The following is an 18,628-nucleotide window of genomic DNA, read 5'->3' on the forward strand; positions in this document are numbered from 1 at the left end:
CGGCGGTCGAGGGTGGCACCCGTCACCACCAGCGACCGCCCGGACGCTAGCACGATCCCTTCCGCCCCCACCCGAGGAAGGAGGGCCCCGCCAGGTTCGACCCGCCGTTTCGACCACCGGCGAACTCGGCGAGCGATCGGATGGCCTCATCCAGGCTGGGCTCGCTGCGACGCGGCAGCCGCGCGAATCGCGCGCAGCGCCGCCTCGGCGGGTCCGGGTGCGAGGCGACGGCCGTCGCGCAGGCGCAGGGCGACGTGGCCGGCGGCGGCCTCGGTTGGGCCGACCACAGCCTGGTAGGGCACGTGGCGAGCGGCGCGGATACGAGCACCGAGCGAGCCTCGGTCCGGTGCGCAGATCTCGGCCCGCAGGTCGACCTCGGGTTCGAGGCAGCGGCGGGCCAGGGCGGCGGCGGAGGCGAGTTCGGCCTCGGTGACGGGGAGGATCATCACCTGGACCGGCGCCAGCCAGCTGGGAAGGGCCCCGGGGGGGGGGGGGGGGGGGGGGGGGGGGCGGCGGGCCCCGGCCCGCGGCCCCCCCGCGCCGGCGGCCCCCCCCCCGGCGCGGCCCCCCCCCCCCCCCCCCCAAGGGCCCGTTCCAGCGAACCGATGATGCTGCGGTGAATCATCACCGGACGATGCTGTTCGCCGTCCGCACCGGTGTAGCGCAGGTCAAACCGCTCCGGCTGGTAGAAGTCGATCTGGATGGTGGACAGGGTCGATTCCCGTCCGGCGGCGTCGGCGACCTGAACATCGATCTTGGGCCCGTAGAAGGCGGCCTCCCCGGCCACAGCCTCGTACGCGACCTCGGCGCCGTCCAGCACCTCCCGCAGCAGCGCGGTCGACCGTTCCCACAGCCGCGGCGCCGCGACATACTTGCCACCCTCGCTCGGCAGCGACAGCCGGTACCGGACGGGCACCACTCCCATGGCCGCGTACGCCGCCCGGATCATCCCCAGCGCCGCCGCCGCTTCCCCCGCGACCTGGTCGACGGTGGCGAAGATGTGCGCGTCGTTGAGCTGGATCGCCCGGACCCTCGCCAGGCCACCCAGGACGCCCGACAGTTCCGACCGGAACATCCCGCCGAGTTCGGCGAGCCGCAGCGGCAGTTCACGATAGCTACGCCCGCGCGACCGGTAGATCAGCGCATGATGCGGGCACAGGCTGGGCCGCAGGACGAGCTGCTCCGCGCCCACCTCCATCGGCGGGTACATCTCGTCGCGGTAATGCGACCAGTGTCCGGACAGTTCGTAGAGTTCCCGTTTCCCGAGCACCGGCGAGTAGACATGCTGATATCCGGCCCGCCGTTCCGCGTCACGGACGTACTCCTCCAGCGCCCGTCGGACGGCCGCCCCAGCCGGCAGCCAGTACGGCAGGCCCGCCCCGATCAACGGATCGGTGTCGAACAGTCCCAGTTCCCGCCCCACCCGTCGATGATCGTAGGACGCCCCCTCGCCAACGGAACGGGCCGAACCCGCGGGTCGCGCCGAGCCGGTGGAACGGGTCGGGCCGGCGGGATGGGTCGGGCCGGGGTGGTGATCGGACATCGCGGTCTCCTCGCGGACGGGCGAGGCGAGTGCCCACATGGCGAAGCCCCGGGGCACTCGCCCCGGGGCTTCGGCTGGACGTCAACGTGTCAGCGCGCCGGGACGGACTCCGGCGTCGTCGTCACGAGGGCATCAGCGCGCTTCACGGCGGTCACGGTAACCACGGCCGCGCGCATCGTCCACCCGGTTTTCAGGCGAACTGGCTCTCCTCGGTGGACCCGCGCAGGGCCATGGTGTCCGAGGAGGGGTTGACCGCGGCGCTGACCAGGTCGAACCAGCCGGTGCCGACCTCACGCTGGTGGCGGGTGGCGGTGTAGCCGTCGGCCTCGCTGGCGAACTCGCGTTCCTGCAGTTCGACGTAGGCGGTCATGCCGTCGCGGGCATAGCCGTGGGCGAGGGTGAACATCGAGTGGTTCAGCGCGTGGAACCCGGCGAGCGTGATGAACTGGAACGCGTAGCCCATCTGCCCGAGCTCCCGCTGGAACCTGGCGATGGTCGCGGTATCAAGATGCGCCCGCCAGTTGAACGACGGTGAGCAGTTGTAGGCAAGCAGCTGGTCGGGGAAACGCGCCTTGATTCCCTCCGCGAACCGACGGGCGATCTCGAGATCCGGTGTGGACGTCTCCATCCACAGCAGGTCCGCGTACGGAGCATAGGCGAGGCCGCGGGCGATGCACGGCGCCAGACCCGCCCGCACCCGATGAAAACCCTCCGGGGTGCGCTCGCCGGTGACGAACGGACGATCACGCTCGTCCACGTCACTGGTGATGAGCGTCGCCGCCTGCGCGTCGGTGCGCGCGATGACAATCGTGGGGACGCCGGCGACGTCCGCGGCGAGCCGGGCCGCGTTGAGCGTCCGGATGTGCTGGCCGGTCGGGACGAGCACCTTCCCACCCAGATGGCCGCACTTCTTCTCCGCGGCGAGCTGGTCCTCCCAGTGCACGCCGGCGGCCCCGGCGGCGATCATCGCGGTCATCAGCTCGTAGGCGTTCAGCACCCCGCCGAACCCGGCCTCGGCATCGGCGACGATGGGCACCAGCCAGTCCGTCCCCGCGCCGGCACCGGAAGCCCTGCCGGACGAGTTGCTCCTAACGGTCGAGGAAACCGTGCCCGCGGAGGGAACCGCGGGGGCGGCGGCAGGGGCGGGAATGACCGTGCTCGAGGCATGGCCCGCCTCGGCACAGGCGATCTGGTCCGCGCGCAACAGCGCGTTGTTGATCCGCCGGACGACCGCCGGCACCGAGTTGGCCGGGTAGAGGCTCTGGTCCGGATAGGTCTGCCCGGCCAGGTTCGCATCAGCCGCCACCTGCCAACCGGACAGGTAGATCGCCCGCAGCCCCGCCCGGACCTGCTGGACGGCCTGGTTACCGGTCAGCGCACCCAGCGCCTGGACGTAGTCGGACTCGTGCAGCGACCGCCACAGCTTCTCGGCGCCGAGCCGGGCCAGTGTGTGTTCCTCGACGACGCTTCCGCGCAGCCGCACCACGTCCTGTGCGGTGTAGGTGCGGCTGACACCGGCCCACCGCGGATCGTCGTCCCAACAGCGGGCCAGCTCGCGCTCGCCCCGATCCCCGCCGTCGGCGCCGACCGCCCGCGTCCCCGCCACCGGAGAGGCTCCGGCCATCCCGGTCGTTCGTGTCGGGCGGGTCGTCCTGCCAGCGTCATGCCCGGCCCGTCCGGTCCCGACTGTCCTGTTCTCGGCCATGTCGGCCCCCCTGCCCTGCGTTGTGGGTATGCGCCCGCATCCGCGCGGGTCCGCTTCTCGTCGCGGCATCCTGGTCACGGAAACTGACCGGAACATTCCCCAGCGGCACCCAGCGCAACAGACCGTGTTCGGCGGGATCCGACCGCCATTCCGGTTGATTCCAGGATTGAAGCCCTGGCCGCGAACCAGATATCCCCCGAACAGGAGGAGCCCGATCAGAAGGATCCTCGACGCCGTCAGGGCCCCGAGAACTCGGCGGCGGCCTCCAGGCCGCCCGCCTGATTACGACGCACCATGTCGACGATGCGGGTGACCGGCCCGACGACAAGCAGCGCGTCACCCGCACACAGCCGCGTGTGCCGACCGGGCCGGGAGTTCGCCGCATCCGCCGCGGACGCCGGGCGCACCGCGAGCACCCGGGTGCCGGTGGCCAGCTCCTGCAGCGTCGGGCCGACCAGGTGACCGCCGCCACGCACGGTCATCCGGGCCACCAGAAACGGTGTCCGATCCACGTAGAAGGTGCTCAGCACGTCGTACCCGAGCGCGACCCCGACAAAGTACGGCGTGGCGAGGTCGGCGGCGCTGCGCGCGGTGTGAATCCCGAACCGGCGCTCGACCTCGTCCGCCATGGTCGTGTCGACGGTCCGTAGCACCACCCGAAGCTCGTCCGCGGCGCCCCGGCCACCGCGCAGCTCGTCGTGGGCCTCCCGCGCGGACAGCACCGCCTCCAGATTCGCCAGACCATCGCTGGTGAGCGCCGCGATCGTGGTCGCGTGCGCGAGACCGGCCTCGAGCAGCGTCGAGCGCACCGTCGCATCCCCGATGATCACCGGTACGGATCGTTCCCGCGCGACCGGGAGGTAACGGTTGTTCTCGTCCCGTTCGATGACGACGACCTGACGGCCGGCCCGGAGCAGCCCGTCCATGGTGGCGACACCGACCGAACCCAGACCGCACAGCACCACATGGTCACGGACGGCTCCGGCCCGTCCACGGCCCAGCGCCCGTTCCAGCCGCCGGCTGATGATGACATTGGTGATGAACGCGTAGACCACGGCGATCGACAACGCCCCGAACAGCATCAACCCGATACCAAAGATCTGTAGCCAATGGTCCGCGGCGCCGAAGTTGAAGTCTCCGTAGCCAACGGTGACCATCGTCTCGACCGTCAGGTAGAGCGCGTCGACCGGCCCGAAGTTCGCCGGCGCGGCACTGTTGTTGTCGGTGTAGGTCAGCGACAGAACCACCGTGCTGGTGACCATGATGGCCAGCACGACGCTGATCGCCAGTCGAAACGGCCGGTCCAGCTCGCCCCGGACCGAGGCCACCAGGTCCCTGACCCACCGCAGACCACCGCGCCGCGATCGCGGCCGGCCCGACATCCTCGCCAGCCCGTCACCCGACGAGGGCCGGCCCGACGAGGCGGCGCTGCCCACGCCAGCGCCGTGGCCGCGATGTCCGAGGGTCGCGAACAGCCGCGCGTCGTGCAGGCCGGAGACCTCCATGCCGCGTTCGTCGAACTCGGCGAGCCGACCCAGGACGGTCAGCCGGTCGCCCGGATGCAGCGGGGTGTCCCGCGGCGGGCAGACCTCACCGCGGCGTTCACCGGCCCGGCGCAACGAGATGGGGGTGAGATCGCCGTAACGGGCCCGGAACGCGCCCCGTCCGGAGATCTCCTCCTCGATGACGGCGAACACCTCGGCGTCAGCCCGGGCACTCATCGTGAACGCGTGGGTGACGGCGGAGCGTATGCAGGCCTCGACGAAACTCGGCCCGGCGAGTACAGCCAGATTCAGCACCCGGGCCTGCCCCAGCGCGTCCGCCAGCTGATCACCGAGCTGCGCGTTGTTGACGTTGACGACCAGACGGACCCGCGGCGCCACCTCCGCGACGACAAGCGCCGTCTGCAGCGTCTCCAGGTCGGTCTCATGGCAGACCACCACCGCCAGGGCCCGCGCGACACCGACCTCGCGCAACACGTCCGGGGCGTGCGGGCTTTCCAGCACCAGACGCACCCCGAGCCGTTCGAGGCGGCGACGCGCCACCGAGGTCACCCGGTCGTCCACCCCGACCACGCCGACACCGGAGTCCCGCAGCTGCTCGACCAGCCGCAGCCCGAGCCGCCCAAGGCCCTCCAGACCGACCACGATCACCTGCCCGACCGGCACCCCGACACCATCGGACGGCCCGGGATCATCGGACGGCCCGGGACCATCGGCGGACCCGGCCTCGTCGGCACGGTCCCGGGCGCCCTCGACGGGCTCCCCTGAAGCCGTCCGCATATCCCTCCTCAGCAGCGGGTCAGTGTCGCATGATGGCCCCTGGCGGGTGGACGGAGCATCGTCGGGGCGGGTGGTCGCTGTCGCTTTTCGGACCCTGCTATCCCCACACGTCAGGCCACGGCATATTGGTGCAGGTAAACCACCACGGTCTGCTACTCTCGTTTCTGGGGTATGTACGCGTGTCTGAGTCGATTGATCTGGCAGTTATCACGACCAACGTCGAATTCGGCCGCGCGCTGACCAGCGTGCGACTCCGAGCCCGGCTCAGCATCCGCGCCGTCGCGCAGCGGGTGCGGATTCCGGCCAGCACCGCCGGTGGTTACTTCAGCGGTGCGCATCTACCCGGCCTGCAGCCAGCAGACCTGCTCACCGACATGCTGCGCGCCTGCGGTGTGTCCGACGAGGCCGAACTCGAACACTGGACGGCCACCTGGATGCGCCTGCGCCGCGCCCGCCCGGCCGACGAGGAACACAGCACCGACCCGCGCCCTGGCGGCGGCTCCGTCCGAGACAGCCGCGACAACCGGGATGACCGGGATGACCGGGATGACCGGGGCGATGGGGAGGGCGAGGGCACCGGAGCCGGCGAGCTCGCCGCGACGATCACCGTCGCTCCTCCGGTCGCCCGGCTGGACCGCATCGGCACGCTGTTCGGCCGCGAGGACATCCTCACCCGGCTCTCGACCCACCTGCCCGCGGCCGCGGGCGATCCGACCGATGCCGACACCGGCCACGGTGGGGTGCACGTTCTGTACGGGATGGGTGGGATCGGCAAGAGCACAGTCGCCCTGGCCCTGGCCGACCGGGCACGTCGACGCGTGATCCGGACCTGGTGGATCGGTGTCACGACGGCCGCGACGGTGCCGGCGGCCATGGCGGCGCTCGCGGTGGAACTCGGCGCGACCCGCCACGAACTGCGCAACGCCAGCCTTCCCGACCTGGTGTGGCGTTACCTGCGTGCGCTGGACGAGCCATGGCTGCTGGTGATCGACAACGTCGATGATCCGGCGGCCCAGCTGGCGTTGCCCGGCGGCGAACTTCTCGACGGCAGCGGATGGCTGCGCCGGCTGGATGACACCCGCGGCATGGTGGTCGTCACCACCCGGGACAGGTCCGCCTGGCCGGCCGAGGCCGGCCCCCACGAGGACGACAGCCCCGACGGGCGCTGGGTCGCGCTCCATCCCGTTCGGGTCCTGGCCGACGAGGACGCCGGCGCGGCGCTGCGCGCCCTCGCCGGCCCGGGCGCCGGTTCGACGGCCGAGGCGCGGACGCTGGGACGTCGCCTCGGCGGGCTCCCGCTGGCGCTCGCGTTCGCCGGCCGTTTCCTCGCCCGCACCGCGCGGATGCCGGCGCACTTCGGCGACCAGGAGGTGCCACGCACCTACCTGGCCTACGAACAGGTCCTGCGCGCCGGCGCGGCGGGGCCGGTCCTGCCGGACTTCGACGGGACCTCCCCCGCCCTCGACGGCGCCTCGCCGCGGACCACCGGCCGTGACCGCGAACGTGCGCTGGTCGGCCCCACCTGGGAGCTGTCCCTGCAGGTCCTCACCGACCAGGGACGTCCCGCCGCCCGCCCGCTGCTGACCCTGCTCGCCTGCTTCGGGTGCGACCTCATCCCGCTGGAACTGCTGGATCCCGCGACGCTGAGCACCGGCCCGCTGTTCGGGAAGCTGGGAGCGACCCAGTTGTGGGATCTGTTGGACGCCCTGGCCGGCCAGGGCCTCATCGAACTCGTGCCGTCCCCGGCGCCCTCGACGACCACACCGGTCCGTCCCGCGCGGCCCAGCGACAACGGTTCCTCGGCCGCGGCGGCTCCGGTTTCGGGCGTGACTCCGGCGCAGTGGCAGATCTGGCTGCACCCGCTCGTCCAGGACAGTTTCCGGCGCCACGCCGTGCACGGCGAGCGACCCGAGGACTACCTGGAGGCCGTCACCGCGCTGCTGGCCGGAGCCACCCGGTTCGACCCGCGCGATCCCGAGCACTGGACCTGGTGGGCGAGGCTGCGCGCGCACTGGGACGCGGCCCTGGGTCTGCTCGCCGACATCCCGGGTGCGGTCCGCGCCAGGCTGCGGCTACCGCCGGAACTGCTCGTCGCCGCCACGCGGGGCGGTCGGTTCCTGCGCGCGACCGGCTATCCCACCCAGGCCGTCGCCGCCTACGAGACGGTGCTGGCGATGGGTCGCCCGTTGCTCGGTGCCGAACACGCCGACATGCTGGCCGCCGAGCATGACCTGTACCGGGTGATGGCGGCGCTCGGGCGGCAGGCCGACGCCGAACCCGGATTCCGCCGGGTTCTGGACGCCCGGGTCCGACTACTCGGCGCCAGCCACGCCGACACCCTGACGACGCAGCACTATCTGGCCCGGACGCTGCGGGAACTCGGCCATTTCACCGAGGCGTTGGAGCTGCTGAAACTGACCCTCGAGCGTCGCGTGCCCACCCTTGGCCCGACCCACCGCGACACGCTCACCACCCGGAACAACATCGGTGATGTGCTCGCCGAGCTGGGCCAGCTCGACGAGGCACAGGAGATGTTGCACGCGGTGTGGGCGGCACGTGGCGACATCCTCGGTCCGACCCACCCGGCGACCCTGGTCACCCTGGCGCATCTGACCCGGCTGGCGCTGCGCAGCGGTGCCGCGCAGCGGGCCGCCGACCACGCCCAGGCACTGGTCACGACCTGCCAGGAGGTACTCGGACCGGATCATCCGCGGGCGCTGGCAGCCGTCGGCCTCTACGGCGAGGTCGAACGGCGGCGGGGACGGCTGGCGCCCGCCGCCCGGGCCGGCTACCTGGCCGCCCACCAACGCAGCCTGCGGGTCCTCGGCCCCCAGCACGCCACCACCGCGACCCTCGCGGGACTGGCCACCGCCGAGGCCTCCTGATCCCGGTCAGCGGGGCCGGACCCACATCGCCGCGGTCAGCGCCCAGCCGACGAGAACCGGCGGGGACGTCCACCACGGCAGCGCGCCGGGGGTGGTCAACAGCCAGGCGATGGCCGCCAGGTGGCAGGCCAGCAGGTTCATCAGCGTGAACCCGGCGCCGGGCGGCGACGGCGGACGCCGCTGCACCGGATCCAGGCCGGGCGCACCCGAACGCAGCAGATGGACCAGTCCGATCGCCGCGACCAGGGCCGCGGCCAGCGCGGAACAGGCCGCCAGACCGTGGCCCGCCGTCGGGGTGCCCGGATCGTCGGCGAGGCCGAGTCCCACCACCACGGCCACGGCGATCAGCAGCCCCGCCTGCGCCGCGCAGACCAGCAGCACGTAACGGGACGGAAAGACGAACCCGTTCGGTCGCCGTAGCCGCACCCCGGTGATCAGGGCGGTGGTGAGCCGTCCCGTGAGTCGGTCGATGGGCAGGTCCCGCAGGCCGACCACGGTGGCCCCGGTGACAGCGGCGCCCAACGCGAAGCCCGCGGCCAGCACGAACGCCTCCACCCCGGGCCGTCCACCGGCGGCGAGCACCCCCAGGGGCACCCCGGCGGCCGGTGCGAGCGTGGGTACCACCGCGTCGGCCAGCCACTGGGCCGCCCTGACCATGGCCCTCGCCGTCGGTGCCGCCGTGACCCGGCGTGCCGTGACCTGAAGCGTCCGCAGCACGACGAGCCCGGCGAACCCGAGCCCGTGGGTCACCGTGGGTACCAGCAGCAGCGCCCCGATCGTCACCGCCAGGCCCGCGGCCGCCGCGGCCATCGCGACGACGACCGTGCTCACCTGCCCCCGCACCAGCGGGCTGGCCCGCCGGGCCGGATTGATCCGGTCACCGGGCAGGCCGTCGAGGGCGTCCAGCAGCCGGCTGTGCGTCGAGACCAGCAGACCGGCGAAGGACAGCAGCAGCACGGTGACGACCCGCGGATGTGCGACGGCCAGCCCCCCGGCGGCGAACGGGACGGCATCGGCAAGAGCCAGGGCCGGTCGCGTCAACGCCCTCGCGTCCGCGAACCGACCCGGCCCCGGCCGGCCAGGTCGTGGCACACCCGCATCGCGGGTTCCCCCCATAGGACCTCACGATCATCTCTCGCACCCGGTGAAGCGCTGCGTTCACAAACGATCGCAGTCTGTCGAGATAAACTCATTCCCGCCGCTGCGAACAAGCCCCCCGCAGATCGCCGTACAACGTCGTACAGGAAGCTTTCCGTACACACTCCACGACCAGGTGTCGAGATCCGGACCGCCCGCACCGAGGCGCATCCACGAATTCCGGCCCATTAAATCACCATGTGTTACGGTTCGCCTGTTCGGTCCGCTCTGACACCCGGCCTCACCCCGGCGCCGCGGCCTCCCTCCAGCACGCACATCGCACGTCGCAGGCCACGACACCACGACGGCGCACTGAAACGCCGAAGCGGGCCTCCCCCCGACGAAAGGCCCGCTTCGGCGACAGCCCGGAGTCGGCGGCTTCGCCCACCTCCCCGCGAGTGCGACGCGGGAGCAGAGCATCAGGTGGGCGAGACCACGTTCGTCCGGCCTCACCAAGACAACCGTGAGTCGGGCTTTTCGCAAAGGGGATGGCGGTAGATCCGGACAACGTCGGACAGGGGTGGCGTACAGGTCCGGACAATGCCCATTTCCTGTTCATGGATTTCCCCGCGGCACATCGCGCCGTGGCGCGTGGCATCTCCCGGTCCGGTTCGAGATCAGCCCGGACGGGCAGTATTCTCCCTGCATGGACAAGCGGCTGCGGGAAAGGCTCGATCCGGCCGCGGCCGATGCGTTGGAACAGTGGTGCGCCGCATCCGGCATCAGCTTCACCCTCGACCGGTGGCTGACGAACGGGCGGTCCTCGGCCGTCATCGCCGCCGTGATCGAGCATCACCGCTTCCGCGGGGCCGAGCTGGTCATCATGAAGGTCTACCAGGCCACCGGTGGCTCCCGCCCCGGCGAGTTCGCCCTGCACGAGGACGCCCTGAACCACGACAAGGTCTTCGCCGACGCCCATCTCGCCGAGCTGATGCGCGCCCCGGTCTCCGGCGGCAACGGGTGGTGGTTCATCTTCCAGCGGGTCGCGGGCGGCAGCCTGTCGGACATGGTCACCCTGCAGACCGTGCTGCACGACGTGCTGCACCCACCGCGCCGCCCGCTCGGCGGACTCCCGATCCTGTTCAACGGCCAGAGCCCACAGTTCCCCCGCACCCAGCAGACCGCCACCGCCACCGCCTTCGCCGCCGCCAGCGCCACCGTCGTCGACTCGACCCTCACCGACTGGGTCGGCCGGCCGCAACTGCGCGACCTCACCGTCCCGGCGATCCTGCGCCGCCAGCTCGACCATCGCGCAGGCCCGCAGGGCGCGGTCACCAGGCTCGCCCAGGACTACCCCGGGACCACCCTGACCTGCGCGGACGAGGACCATCCCCTGGTGAACCCGTTCGGCCTGGTGTTCGACACCGACCGCTACGACCCGATCGTGCTGCCGACGTTCATCGGACGGGTGCACGGCGACCTGCACATCGAGAACGTCCTCGTGCCCATGTCGCTGCAGGACGTGGGCACGTCCTACCAGCTCATCGATCTCGCCCGGTACTCCGCCCACGCGGTGCTCACCCGTAACCCCACCCACCTCGTCCTTCACCTGCTGGCCCGCACGCTGAACGAACTCGGCCCGGTGGGGCGCACCGCCGCCATCGAGATGCTCCTCGACCCGCGCAACACCGGAGAACTGCTTCCCAGCTGGCTGGCGATGTTCATCCGCGCCACCCGCGAGGCCGCGGAGGACTGGGCGCGCAAGGTCTCTCTGGTCGACTACTGGCGGGACCAGGTACCGCTGTCCCTGCTCGCCTGCGCCCTGACCTGCATGGTGAGACCGTCAACCCGACCGGAGGACCGCGACTGGTTCCTGCGTCTCGCCGCGAACGCGGCCACCGCCATCCTCGGACGCCACCCCCTGCCAGCCACCCCGACGTCACACCAGAGCGCCGTACCCGGACACGCGGCGCCCAGCGGGGACGTCACCACCCCGCCATCCCCGACGCCGACGACCGGCCCGCCGGCACCAGCCGCGGGCGCGCCTCACCCAGCCACCACCACCACGTCACCGCCGTCACCGCCGTCATCGCCCGCGGACACCCCGGCCGGCCGGTTGGCACCGCGGCCGGCGTCGGACGTCGACATCGTGATCTCCTACGCGCCCACCGACCAGCCCTGGGCGGTCTGGCTTCAGTACCACCTTCGGAAGGCCGGCTGGCGGGTCGCCGAAGCCGACAGCACCCGGACCAACGGGCAACGCGCGCGGCACGCGGACGCCGCACCGACCCGCACTCTCGTCGTCGTCTCGCGCGCCCATTCCCTTGACCAGGAGGGGACCGCGAACGACCCGGCGGGGACGACGAACAAGCTGGTCGCGGTACAGGTCGAGACCGCCGAACCCGCCGCGTCCACCATCGGCGTCGACATCATCGATCTTGTCGATCTCGGTGAGGACGAAGCCAGGATCACTCTCCTGGCCCGCATCTCGGCGATCCTCCCCCGCTGAACCCCGCCGCCGGTCGCCAGTCGCCGGTCGGGGTCGACGCGTGACGGCCGGCGCGTCGCTGTCAGCCGGCCGCCGCACGTCCTTCGGGTGTGCCGACCTCACCGGAACGTCCGTCCTCGACACCGGCGAGGCGTCCCTCTCCCGCGCCGGCATCCGCGCCCGTTCCGAGCCCAGCTCCCAGCGCGGTTCCTGGCCCTGGCCCTGGGACCGGGACCTGGCCTGGCGCCGGACCGTCTGGGGATGACGCGGCGACGACCACGAGGACCTGGTCGAGGCGGACCTGATCGCCGCGATGGACGTGCACGTCGGTGACCACGCCGGCGATCGGGGCTGTCACCGGGTGCTCCATCTTCATCGCCTCGACGATGACCAGCGGCGCTCCCGCGGCGACCACCTCGCCGGAGGTCACCAGAACAGCGGCGACCGTCCCCGGCATCGGACTGCGCGCCGTCCCACCGTCCGTCGTGGCACGCCGCCGGCTGGACGACGTGGCTGCCGACTCGAAGCCCCAGGCCCGTCCGTCGCGTCCGAGCCACAACACCGGCCCCGGTCCGTCACCCGCACCCGCGGTCGGGCCAGGACCCCATGCGAAGGCCCACCTGGTGGTGACCGATCCGACGGTGACCAGCAGATCGTCACCCGCGATCCGCACGGACCCCGCCACCGGCGCCCCCTCGCCCACGCGGAGCCTCGCCGCGGCGGGCGTGCCTCGAGCCGAGACCCGCACGGTCCGGGTCGCATGGCGACCCGGCACGCCCTGCGCCGCTTCGCCCGACCCGTTCACCGCCGCCGTCCCGGCGACCGCCGCCACCGCCACCGGCGCTGACGCTGACGCACCGTTGACACCGGTGTCCTGCGCATGGCCGGTCCGGATCGGCGACGCCACGGCGCCCCCCGCCGGTGCGACCGTGGCCGGCAGCAGCACATCCCAGCTCAGCCAGGCGGGCTCGCCGGGACGCCAGCCGGAGGGCACCTCCCACGGGTCGACCAGCGCTCCCGTCGGCTGCAGGGCGAGCAGCCGCAACAGCGCGTAGGCGTGGAGGGCCTCGCTGGGTGGCTCGTCCTGGACCAGCCCAGCGAGATCACGTTCGATCAGGCCGGTGTCGAGGCGACCGGCGCGGACGTCGGGATGTCCCAGCAACGCCCGCAGGAATCCGATGTTGCTGGCGACCCCGAGCAGGACCGTGCGGGCCAGCGCCGCGTCCAGACGCGCCAAGGCCACCCGCCGATCCGAACCCCAGGACACGATCTTGGCAAGCATCGGATCGTAGTCCGTGCCGACCGTGTCACCGGTGGCGATGCCGGCGTCGACCCGCAGGGTGGGACCAGCCGGCTCGCGAAAGTCGAGCACGTCCCCACCGGTCGGCAGGAATCCGCGCGCCGGGTTCTCCGCGTAGACCCGGGCCTCGATCGCATGCCCGGCGGTACGCACGTCGGCCTGCCCGAACAGCAGCGGCTCGCCCGCCGCGATCCGGATCTGCTCGGCGACCAGATCCACCCCGGTGACCAGCTCGGTGACGGCATGCTCCACCTGCAGCCGCGTGTTCATCTCCATGAAGTAGAAATCGTCGGGCGCGTCCGCCGACATGATGAACTCCACCGTGCCCGCGCCGACATAGCCGACCGCCTGCGCCACGGCGACGGCGGCGGCACCCATCCGCGCTCGGGTCCGTTCGTCCAGCAGCGGCGACGGCGCCTCTTCGATGATCTTCTGATAGCGCCGTTGCAGGCTGCATTCACGTTCGCCCAGGTGCAGCACCGTGCCGTGCCGGTCCGCCAGAACCTGCACCTCGATGTGACGGGGCCGGGAGATCAGCCGCTCCACGAACAGGGTGTCGTCACCGAACGCGGCGGCCGACTCCCGGCGGGCGGAGGCGATCGCCGCCCCGAGTTGCGCGGGCTCACGCACGATCCGCATTCCCTTGCCGCCCCCGCCCGCCGACGGCTTGACCAGCACCGGATAGCCGACCTGGGCGGCGGCCTCCGCCAGGGCCGCATCGCCCATACCCGGGACCGACCGGCCCGGCACCACGGGAACGCCGACCTCCGCCACGGTCCGCCGGGCGGCGATCTTGTCGCCCATCAGCTCCACCGCGGTCACCGCCGGTCCGATGAACACGAGGCCGGCGGCCTCGCACGCCCGCACGAAGCCAGCGTTCTCGGCGAGGAACCCATAGCCCGGATGCACCGCATGGGCGCCACTGACCCGGGCCGCCTCGAGCACCGCGTCGATGTTGAGATAGCTCTCGCGGGCCGGCGCCGGCCCGAGGCGGACCGCCACCTCCGCCTCACGGACATGGCGCGCATCGGCATCGGCATCGGAATACACCGCGATGGCCCGAACACCGAGCTCTCGCAGGGTCCGAATGATCCGGACCGCGATCTCCCCCCGGTTCGCCACCAGGACAGACGTGATGGCGCCCGCAGCCGCACCGTCGGCGGCGGCCGGCGGTGACGTCTCGGCCTCGCTCACCACCGGTGCCGCACCAGCCGCCGAGGCGGGCGACGCGAAGAAGACGGAAATGCCTGAATCATGGACACCGTTCGTGGTCGGCCCCGCCGGCGACGGCGCGGGCAGCGCTCCAGCAGAAGTCGGGTTCTCACCGTTCCCGCCCGTCACGTCGATCCCTCCGTTCACACCCTGCATGCCACTGCACTCACTCTCGCCGTCGCCCGCACTGTTTTCCGACGAGCAGAGGTCACATCCGAAAAACTCCGTAACCAACCGGATCGAGGGGAGCATTGGCCGCGACCGAAAGCCCCAGCCCCAGCACCGTCCGGGTGTCCGCCGGATCGATCACACCGTCGTCCCACAGCCGAGCCGTCGAATAGTAGGCGCTGCTCTGCGCCGCATACCGTTCACGGATCGGTGTGCGGAAGGATGCCTCCTCCTCGTCTCCCCAGTCCACACCGGAGGCGGCAAGCTGATCACGGTGAACGGTGGCCAACACGGCCGCGGCCTGGTCACCTCCCATCACCGAGATCCGTGCGGTCGGCCACATCCACAGGAAACGTGGCGAGTACGCCCGCCCGCACATCGAGTAGTTCCCCGCACCGTAGGATCCGCCGATGACGACCGTGAACTTCGGTACGCGGGCGCAGGCAACGGCGTTGACCATCTTCGCGCCGTGCTTGGCGATACCGGCGGCTTCGTACTCACGACCGACCATGAAGCCGGTGATGTTCTGCAGAAACACCAACGGAATCCCGCGCTGGTCGCAGAGCTCGACAAAATGCGCGCCCTTGAGCGCCGACTCACCGAACAGGACCCCGTTGTTCGCCACGATGCCCACCGGATGGCCGTGCAGCCGGGCGGTTCCAGTGAGCAGGGTGGTGCCGAACTCCGCCTTGAACTCGACGAAGCGGCTGCCATCGACAATACGCGCGACGACCTCACGGACGTCGTAGGAGGTACGCCCGTCCGGTGGCACAGCCGCGTACAGCCCCGCGGGGTCGACAGCGGGCTCCTCGACCGGCACGACCTCCCACGGCCGCCGCGCACGGGGTGCCAGCGTGGCCACGATCGACCGGACGATCCGCAACGCATGATGATCATCATCGGCGAGATGATCGGTGACGCCGGACGTGCGCGCGTGCAGCAGCCCGCCACCCAGCTCCTCGGCGCTGACCACCTCGCCGGTCGCGGCCTTCACCAGCGGCGGGCCACCCAGGAAGATGGTGCCCTGGTCGCGGACGATCACCGCTTCGTCGGCCATCGCCGGAACGTAGGCACCCCCCGCCGTGCACGATCCCAGCACGGCGGCGATCTGCGGGATGCCCTGCGCCGACATCCGCGCCTGGTTGTAGAAGATCCGACCGAAGTGGTCTCGATCAGGAAACACCTGCTCCTGTAGCGGCAGGAAGGCGCCCCCCGAGTCCACCAGGTAGAGACACGGCAGCCGGTTCTGCCGCGCGACCTCCTGCGCCCGCAGATGCTTCTTCACGGTCAACGGGTAGTAGGTGCCGCCCTTGACCGTCGCGTCGTTGGCGATGATGAGGCATTCCCGGCCGCTGACCCGTCCGACCCCGGTGATGATGCCCGCCCCCGGCACCGGATCGTCGTACAGCCCGTTCGCCGCGAGCGGGGAGAGCTCGAGGAAGGGACTCCCTCGATCAAGCAGAGCGTCGACCCGATCACGCGGGAGCAGCTTGCCGCGTTCGACATGCCGTTCACGTGCCCTCGGCGACCCGCCGGCCGCGGCGACGGCGAGCCGCTCCTGCAGATCCGTCACGGCGTCCCAGTGCGCCTCGGCGTTGCGACGCGCCTGCTCCCCGAACGCATCGATCCGGCTGGCCAGGACGGGAACGTCACCCGGCGGGACGGCACTCATCTCACCGGTCGGCACCCCGGCGGCGTCTCCCACGCGTACCGCGGTCACGGTCACACCCCCACAATGTCGACGCAATCTTGCCGATGATGACGTTTTCCCAGGTCAGCAGGTTGCGAATCCACTCGCCTCCGCCGAACATCGAACCGCGCACCGCCGTTTGCGGCCACACGCGACGCACCGCACCGTCGCCATCCCCCGAATTCGGTACGCCGCCCCCGGCGAAATTGTCATGATTGACGCCATCGCGGGCTACCTTAGCGGCTCTCGGGCGAGAGGCTCCCACCTGCGGGGATATCCCTTCCCCGCCGCACCCATTCGCCTTCGTCCCGCTCCACCGAGGCCGACGCTCGAGCAGGTGGGCGGCGAGCGCCGGCACGGACGCAGGCACAGCCAACCGGAGATCAGTGCGGCGACGACCCGCGTCCCGCCGTCCGCGCAGATGCGATCACCGCGGGCTTCCCGCCCACCTACCAGCGCGGGTCGCCGTCCGGGTCCGACACCTCGACCGGGCCGTGGCGGTTTCCGTCACCGCGGCTCCCGCCACGACGCGGCCCGGGGTCCTCCCGCGCTTCGCAGCCGGCCCGCGGGGCTGGCGGGCGATCCGTCCGGCCGGTACACGGCGCCCTTCGCACCGTGACAGCTCAACAGCGTGGCTGATCCTCGCCGTGGAGCCGCGTTCCGCCCCTCGACAGCGAGGAGCCTTCGTCCGGCGGGCATGCGGTCATATCTGCTGGCCTGATCACGTCCTGATACCGGCTCGGGGCGCCGCGCGACTCGCGCACGACACCCCGAACACCGGTGACTTACAGGTACAGGCCGTGACGGGCGTCGACGCGCGCGGGTCGCGGCAGGCCGCGGCCGTCCCGCAGGGCGAACAGCTCGGCGAGGGTCATGGTCGAACCGACGCCTTCCGCCGTGCCGAGCCAGGAGACCGCCTCCGCGTACGGCAGAGCGCCGACCTCGATCTGGGCAAGGCATCGACCAGGACGCACGACCGCGGGATGCAGCCGCAGCAGATCCTCGTTGGTGGTCAGCGCGACCAGTACCTCTCGCCCCTGGCCCACCAGACCATCGGTCAGGTTCAGCAGCCGCGAGAGCTGCTGACCGGTGGTCCCTCGGCCATCACCGCGAATCAGCTCGTCACAGTCCTCGATGACGAGCAGCCGCCAACGACGACGGACCGGCTGGCCCATCCGGTCCTCGGCACCGCTCCCACTCCCGCTCCCACCCACCGGAGAATCCGAGATCTTCGCCGCGCCGACGTCGGCATCACCGTCCCCGGTGCCAGCATCATCGGTCTCCCCGCATGCCTGGACATCGCCGGTGGTTCCCTGGCCTCCCGCGGCTTCGACCGTCGCCGGGTCCGCGGCCGACTCCTGCGCGATGTCCGCCGCGTCGCTGTCGCCGTCACCGTCGTCATCGTCGTCGAAGCCGATCGCGACCTCCATCATGTATGCGGGATCAGCGAACAGCGCCTCCGGATCGAGGACACAGTCGACCTGGCACCACGATCGCCACTCATGGGCCAGAGCGCGCAGCACGGTGGTCTTCCCGGTCCCGGCTGGGCCGTGCAGCAGGATGAGCCTGCCGGCCACTGTCTCGCGGCGGACTGACATCAGCGCTTCAAGATCACCCACTGTCGATGTGGCGTAGTTGTCGCGGATGGACGACCAGCTCGTCGTGGCCGTGCGACGGCTGGTCCGGATGGGCCCTCGCTGACTCGACAGGTACCAGAAGCCCATGGTCACGTTGTTGTCGGCGCCGACCTCGGTGGTGGAGGCCCGCACCACGTCCTCGAGAACTCCACGGGCGAGCTGCTCGGTGACCGCGGTCACGGTGACCTCACCTCCGCCGCCGCGCCAACGCACCGCCCGCACGGTCCACCCCTCGCCCACGGCAAGACGCGAGTCGCGGGCTTCCTCGACCACCGAGCGCAGCACCCTCGCCCCGGAAGGCAAGAGAGTGGCCCCCGGTCGCAGCCGGTCAAGCCGCGCGCTACGCGCCCAGGGCTGTTCACCTGTCGTGAAGGGAGCGAGGGCGAGTGCGTCGACCACGTCGTACGGGGTGTCGGAATCGTCCAGGCCGACGACAAACGGAAGCTTCATGCCGCCGCTCAACGACTCGGAGACCATCCAGGACTTGGGCAGCGACGCCTTCTGATTTGGAACAGACACGCTCCTGATGGTCCCGGACGCGTGGGGATTCCACCATCCCGTTACCGGATTTACCGCGCCACGCCGCGACACACCGCGGCTCGACCTTGATCGACATCCGCATCTCGGCGACACAGAGCACA

8 protein-coding genes and 1 pseudogene are annotated in these 18,628 nt (G+C 71.4%); 2 read left to right on the forward strand and 7 right to left on the reverse strand.

What is annotated here, in order from left to right; genetic code table 11:
• Positions 1 to 146 precede the first annotated feature (146 nt).
• The 3 genes and pseudogenes from MXD61_RS21510 to MXD61_RS21520 form a co-directional block, all read right to left on the reverse strand.
• Positions 147 to 1,423, reverse strand: a pseudogene (locus MXD61_RS21510) (aminoacyl--tRNA ligase-related protein).
• A 310-nt stretch (positions 1,424 to 1,733) separates the two neighbouring features.
• A complete protein-coding gene (locus MXD61_RS21515; RefSeq protein WP_248815261.1) occupies positions 1,734 to 3,167 on the reverse strand; it encodes an isocitrate lyase family protein in 1,434 nt (477 codons plus the stop codon).
• Positions 3,168 to 3,484: 317 nt separating this feature from the next.
• Positions 3,485 to 5,530, reverse strand: coding sequence for an NAD-binding protein (locus MXD61_RS21520; RefSeq protein WP_248815262.1), 2,046 nt, complete (start codon positions 5,528 to 5,530; stop codon positions 3,485 to 3,487).
• A gap of 179 nt (positions 5,531 to 5,709) precedes the next feature.
• On the opposite strand from MXD61_RS21520, the gene MXD61_RS21525 reads away from it, so the two are divergent.
• Positions 5,710 to 8,415, forward strand: coding sequence for an XRE family transcriptional regulator (locus tag MXD61_RS21525; RefSeq protein ID WP_248815263.1), 2,706 nt, complete (start codon positions 5,710 to 5,712; stop codon positions 8,413 to 8,415).
• A gap of 6 nt (positions 8,416 to 8,421) precedes the next feature.
• On the opposite strand, the gene MXD61_RS21530 is transcribed toward MXD61_RS21525, so the two are convergent.
• Entirely contained in the window at positions 8,422 to 9,456 is a 1,035-nt protein-coding gene (locus MXD61_RS21530; protein WP_248815264.1) for a 4-hydroxybenzoate polyprenyltransferase, read from the reverse strand.
• A 742-nt stretch (positions 9,457 to 10,198) separates the two neighbouring features.
• Here MXD61_RS21530 and MXD61_RS21535 point away from each other — a divergent pair.
• Positions 10,199 to 12,001 carry a toll/interleukin-1 receptor domain-containing protein gene (locus tag MXD61_RS21535; protein WP_248815265.1) on the forward strand — a complete coding sequence of 601 codons (1,803 nt, stop codon included), beginning with the start codon at positions 10,199 to 10,201 and terminating at the stop codon, positions 11,999 to 12,001.
• Positions 12,002 to 12,062: 61 nt separating this feature from the next.
• On the opposite strand, the gene MXD61_RS21540 is transcribed toward MXD61_RS21535, so the two are convergent.
• The 3 genes from MXD61_RS21540 to MXD61_RS21550 all read right to left on the reverse strand — a co-directional run bounded on the left by MXD61_RS21540 (position 12,063) and on the right by MXD61_RS21550 (position 18,506).
• Positions 12,063 to 14,648: a biotin carboxylase N-terminal domain-containing protein gene (locus tag MXD61_RS21540; protein ID WP_374629341.1), complete on the reverse strand. Its 2,586-nt coding sequence runs from the start codon at positions 14,646 to 14,648 to the stop codon at positions 12,063 to 12,065.
• 52 nt (positions 14,649 to 14,700) lie between these two features.
• A complete protein-coding gene (locus tag MXD61_RS21545; protein ID WP_248815320.1) occupies positions 14,701 to 16,332 on the reverse strand; it encodes a carboxyl transferase domain-containing protein in 1,632 nt (543 codons plus the stop codon).
• A gap of 803 nt (positions 16,333 to 17,135) precedes the next feature.
• Positions 17,136 to 18,506 carry a DUF5925 domain-containing protein gene (locus MXD61_RS21550; protein ID WP_248815266.1) on the reverse strand — a complete coding sequence of 457 codons (1,371 nt, stop codon included), beginning with the start codon at positions 18,504 to 18,506 and terminating at the stop codon, positions 17,136 to 17,138.
• Between the last annotated feature and the right edge of the window lie 122 nt (positions 18,507 to 18,628).

The organism is Frankia sp. AgPm24 (genome assembly GCF_023243055.1).
In the GTDB taxonomy this organism is placed as follows: Bacteria; Actinomycetota; Actinomycetes; order Frankiales; family Frankiaceae; genus Frankia; species Frankia umida.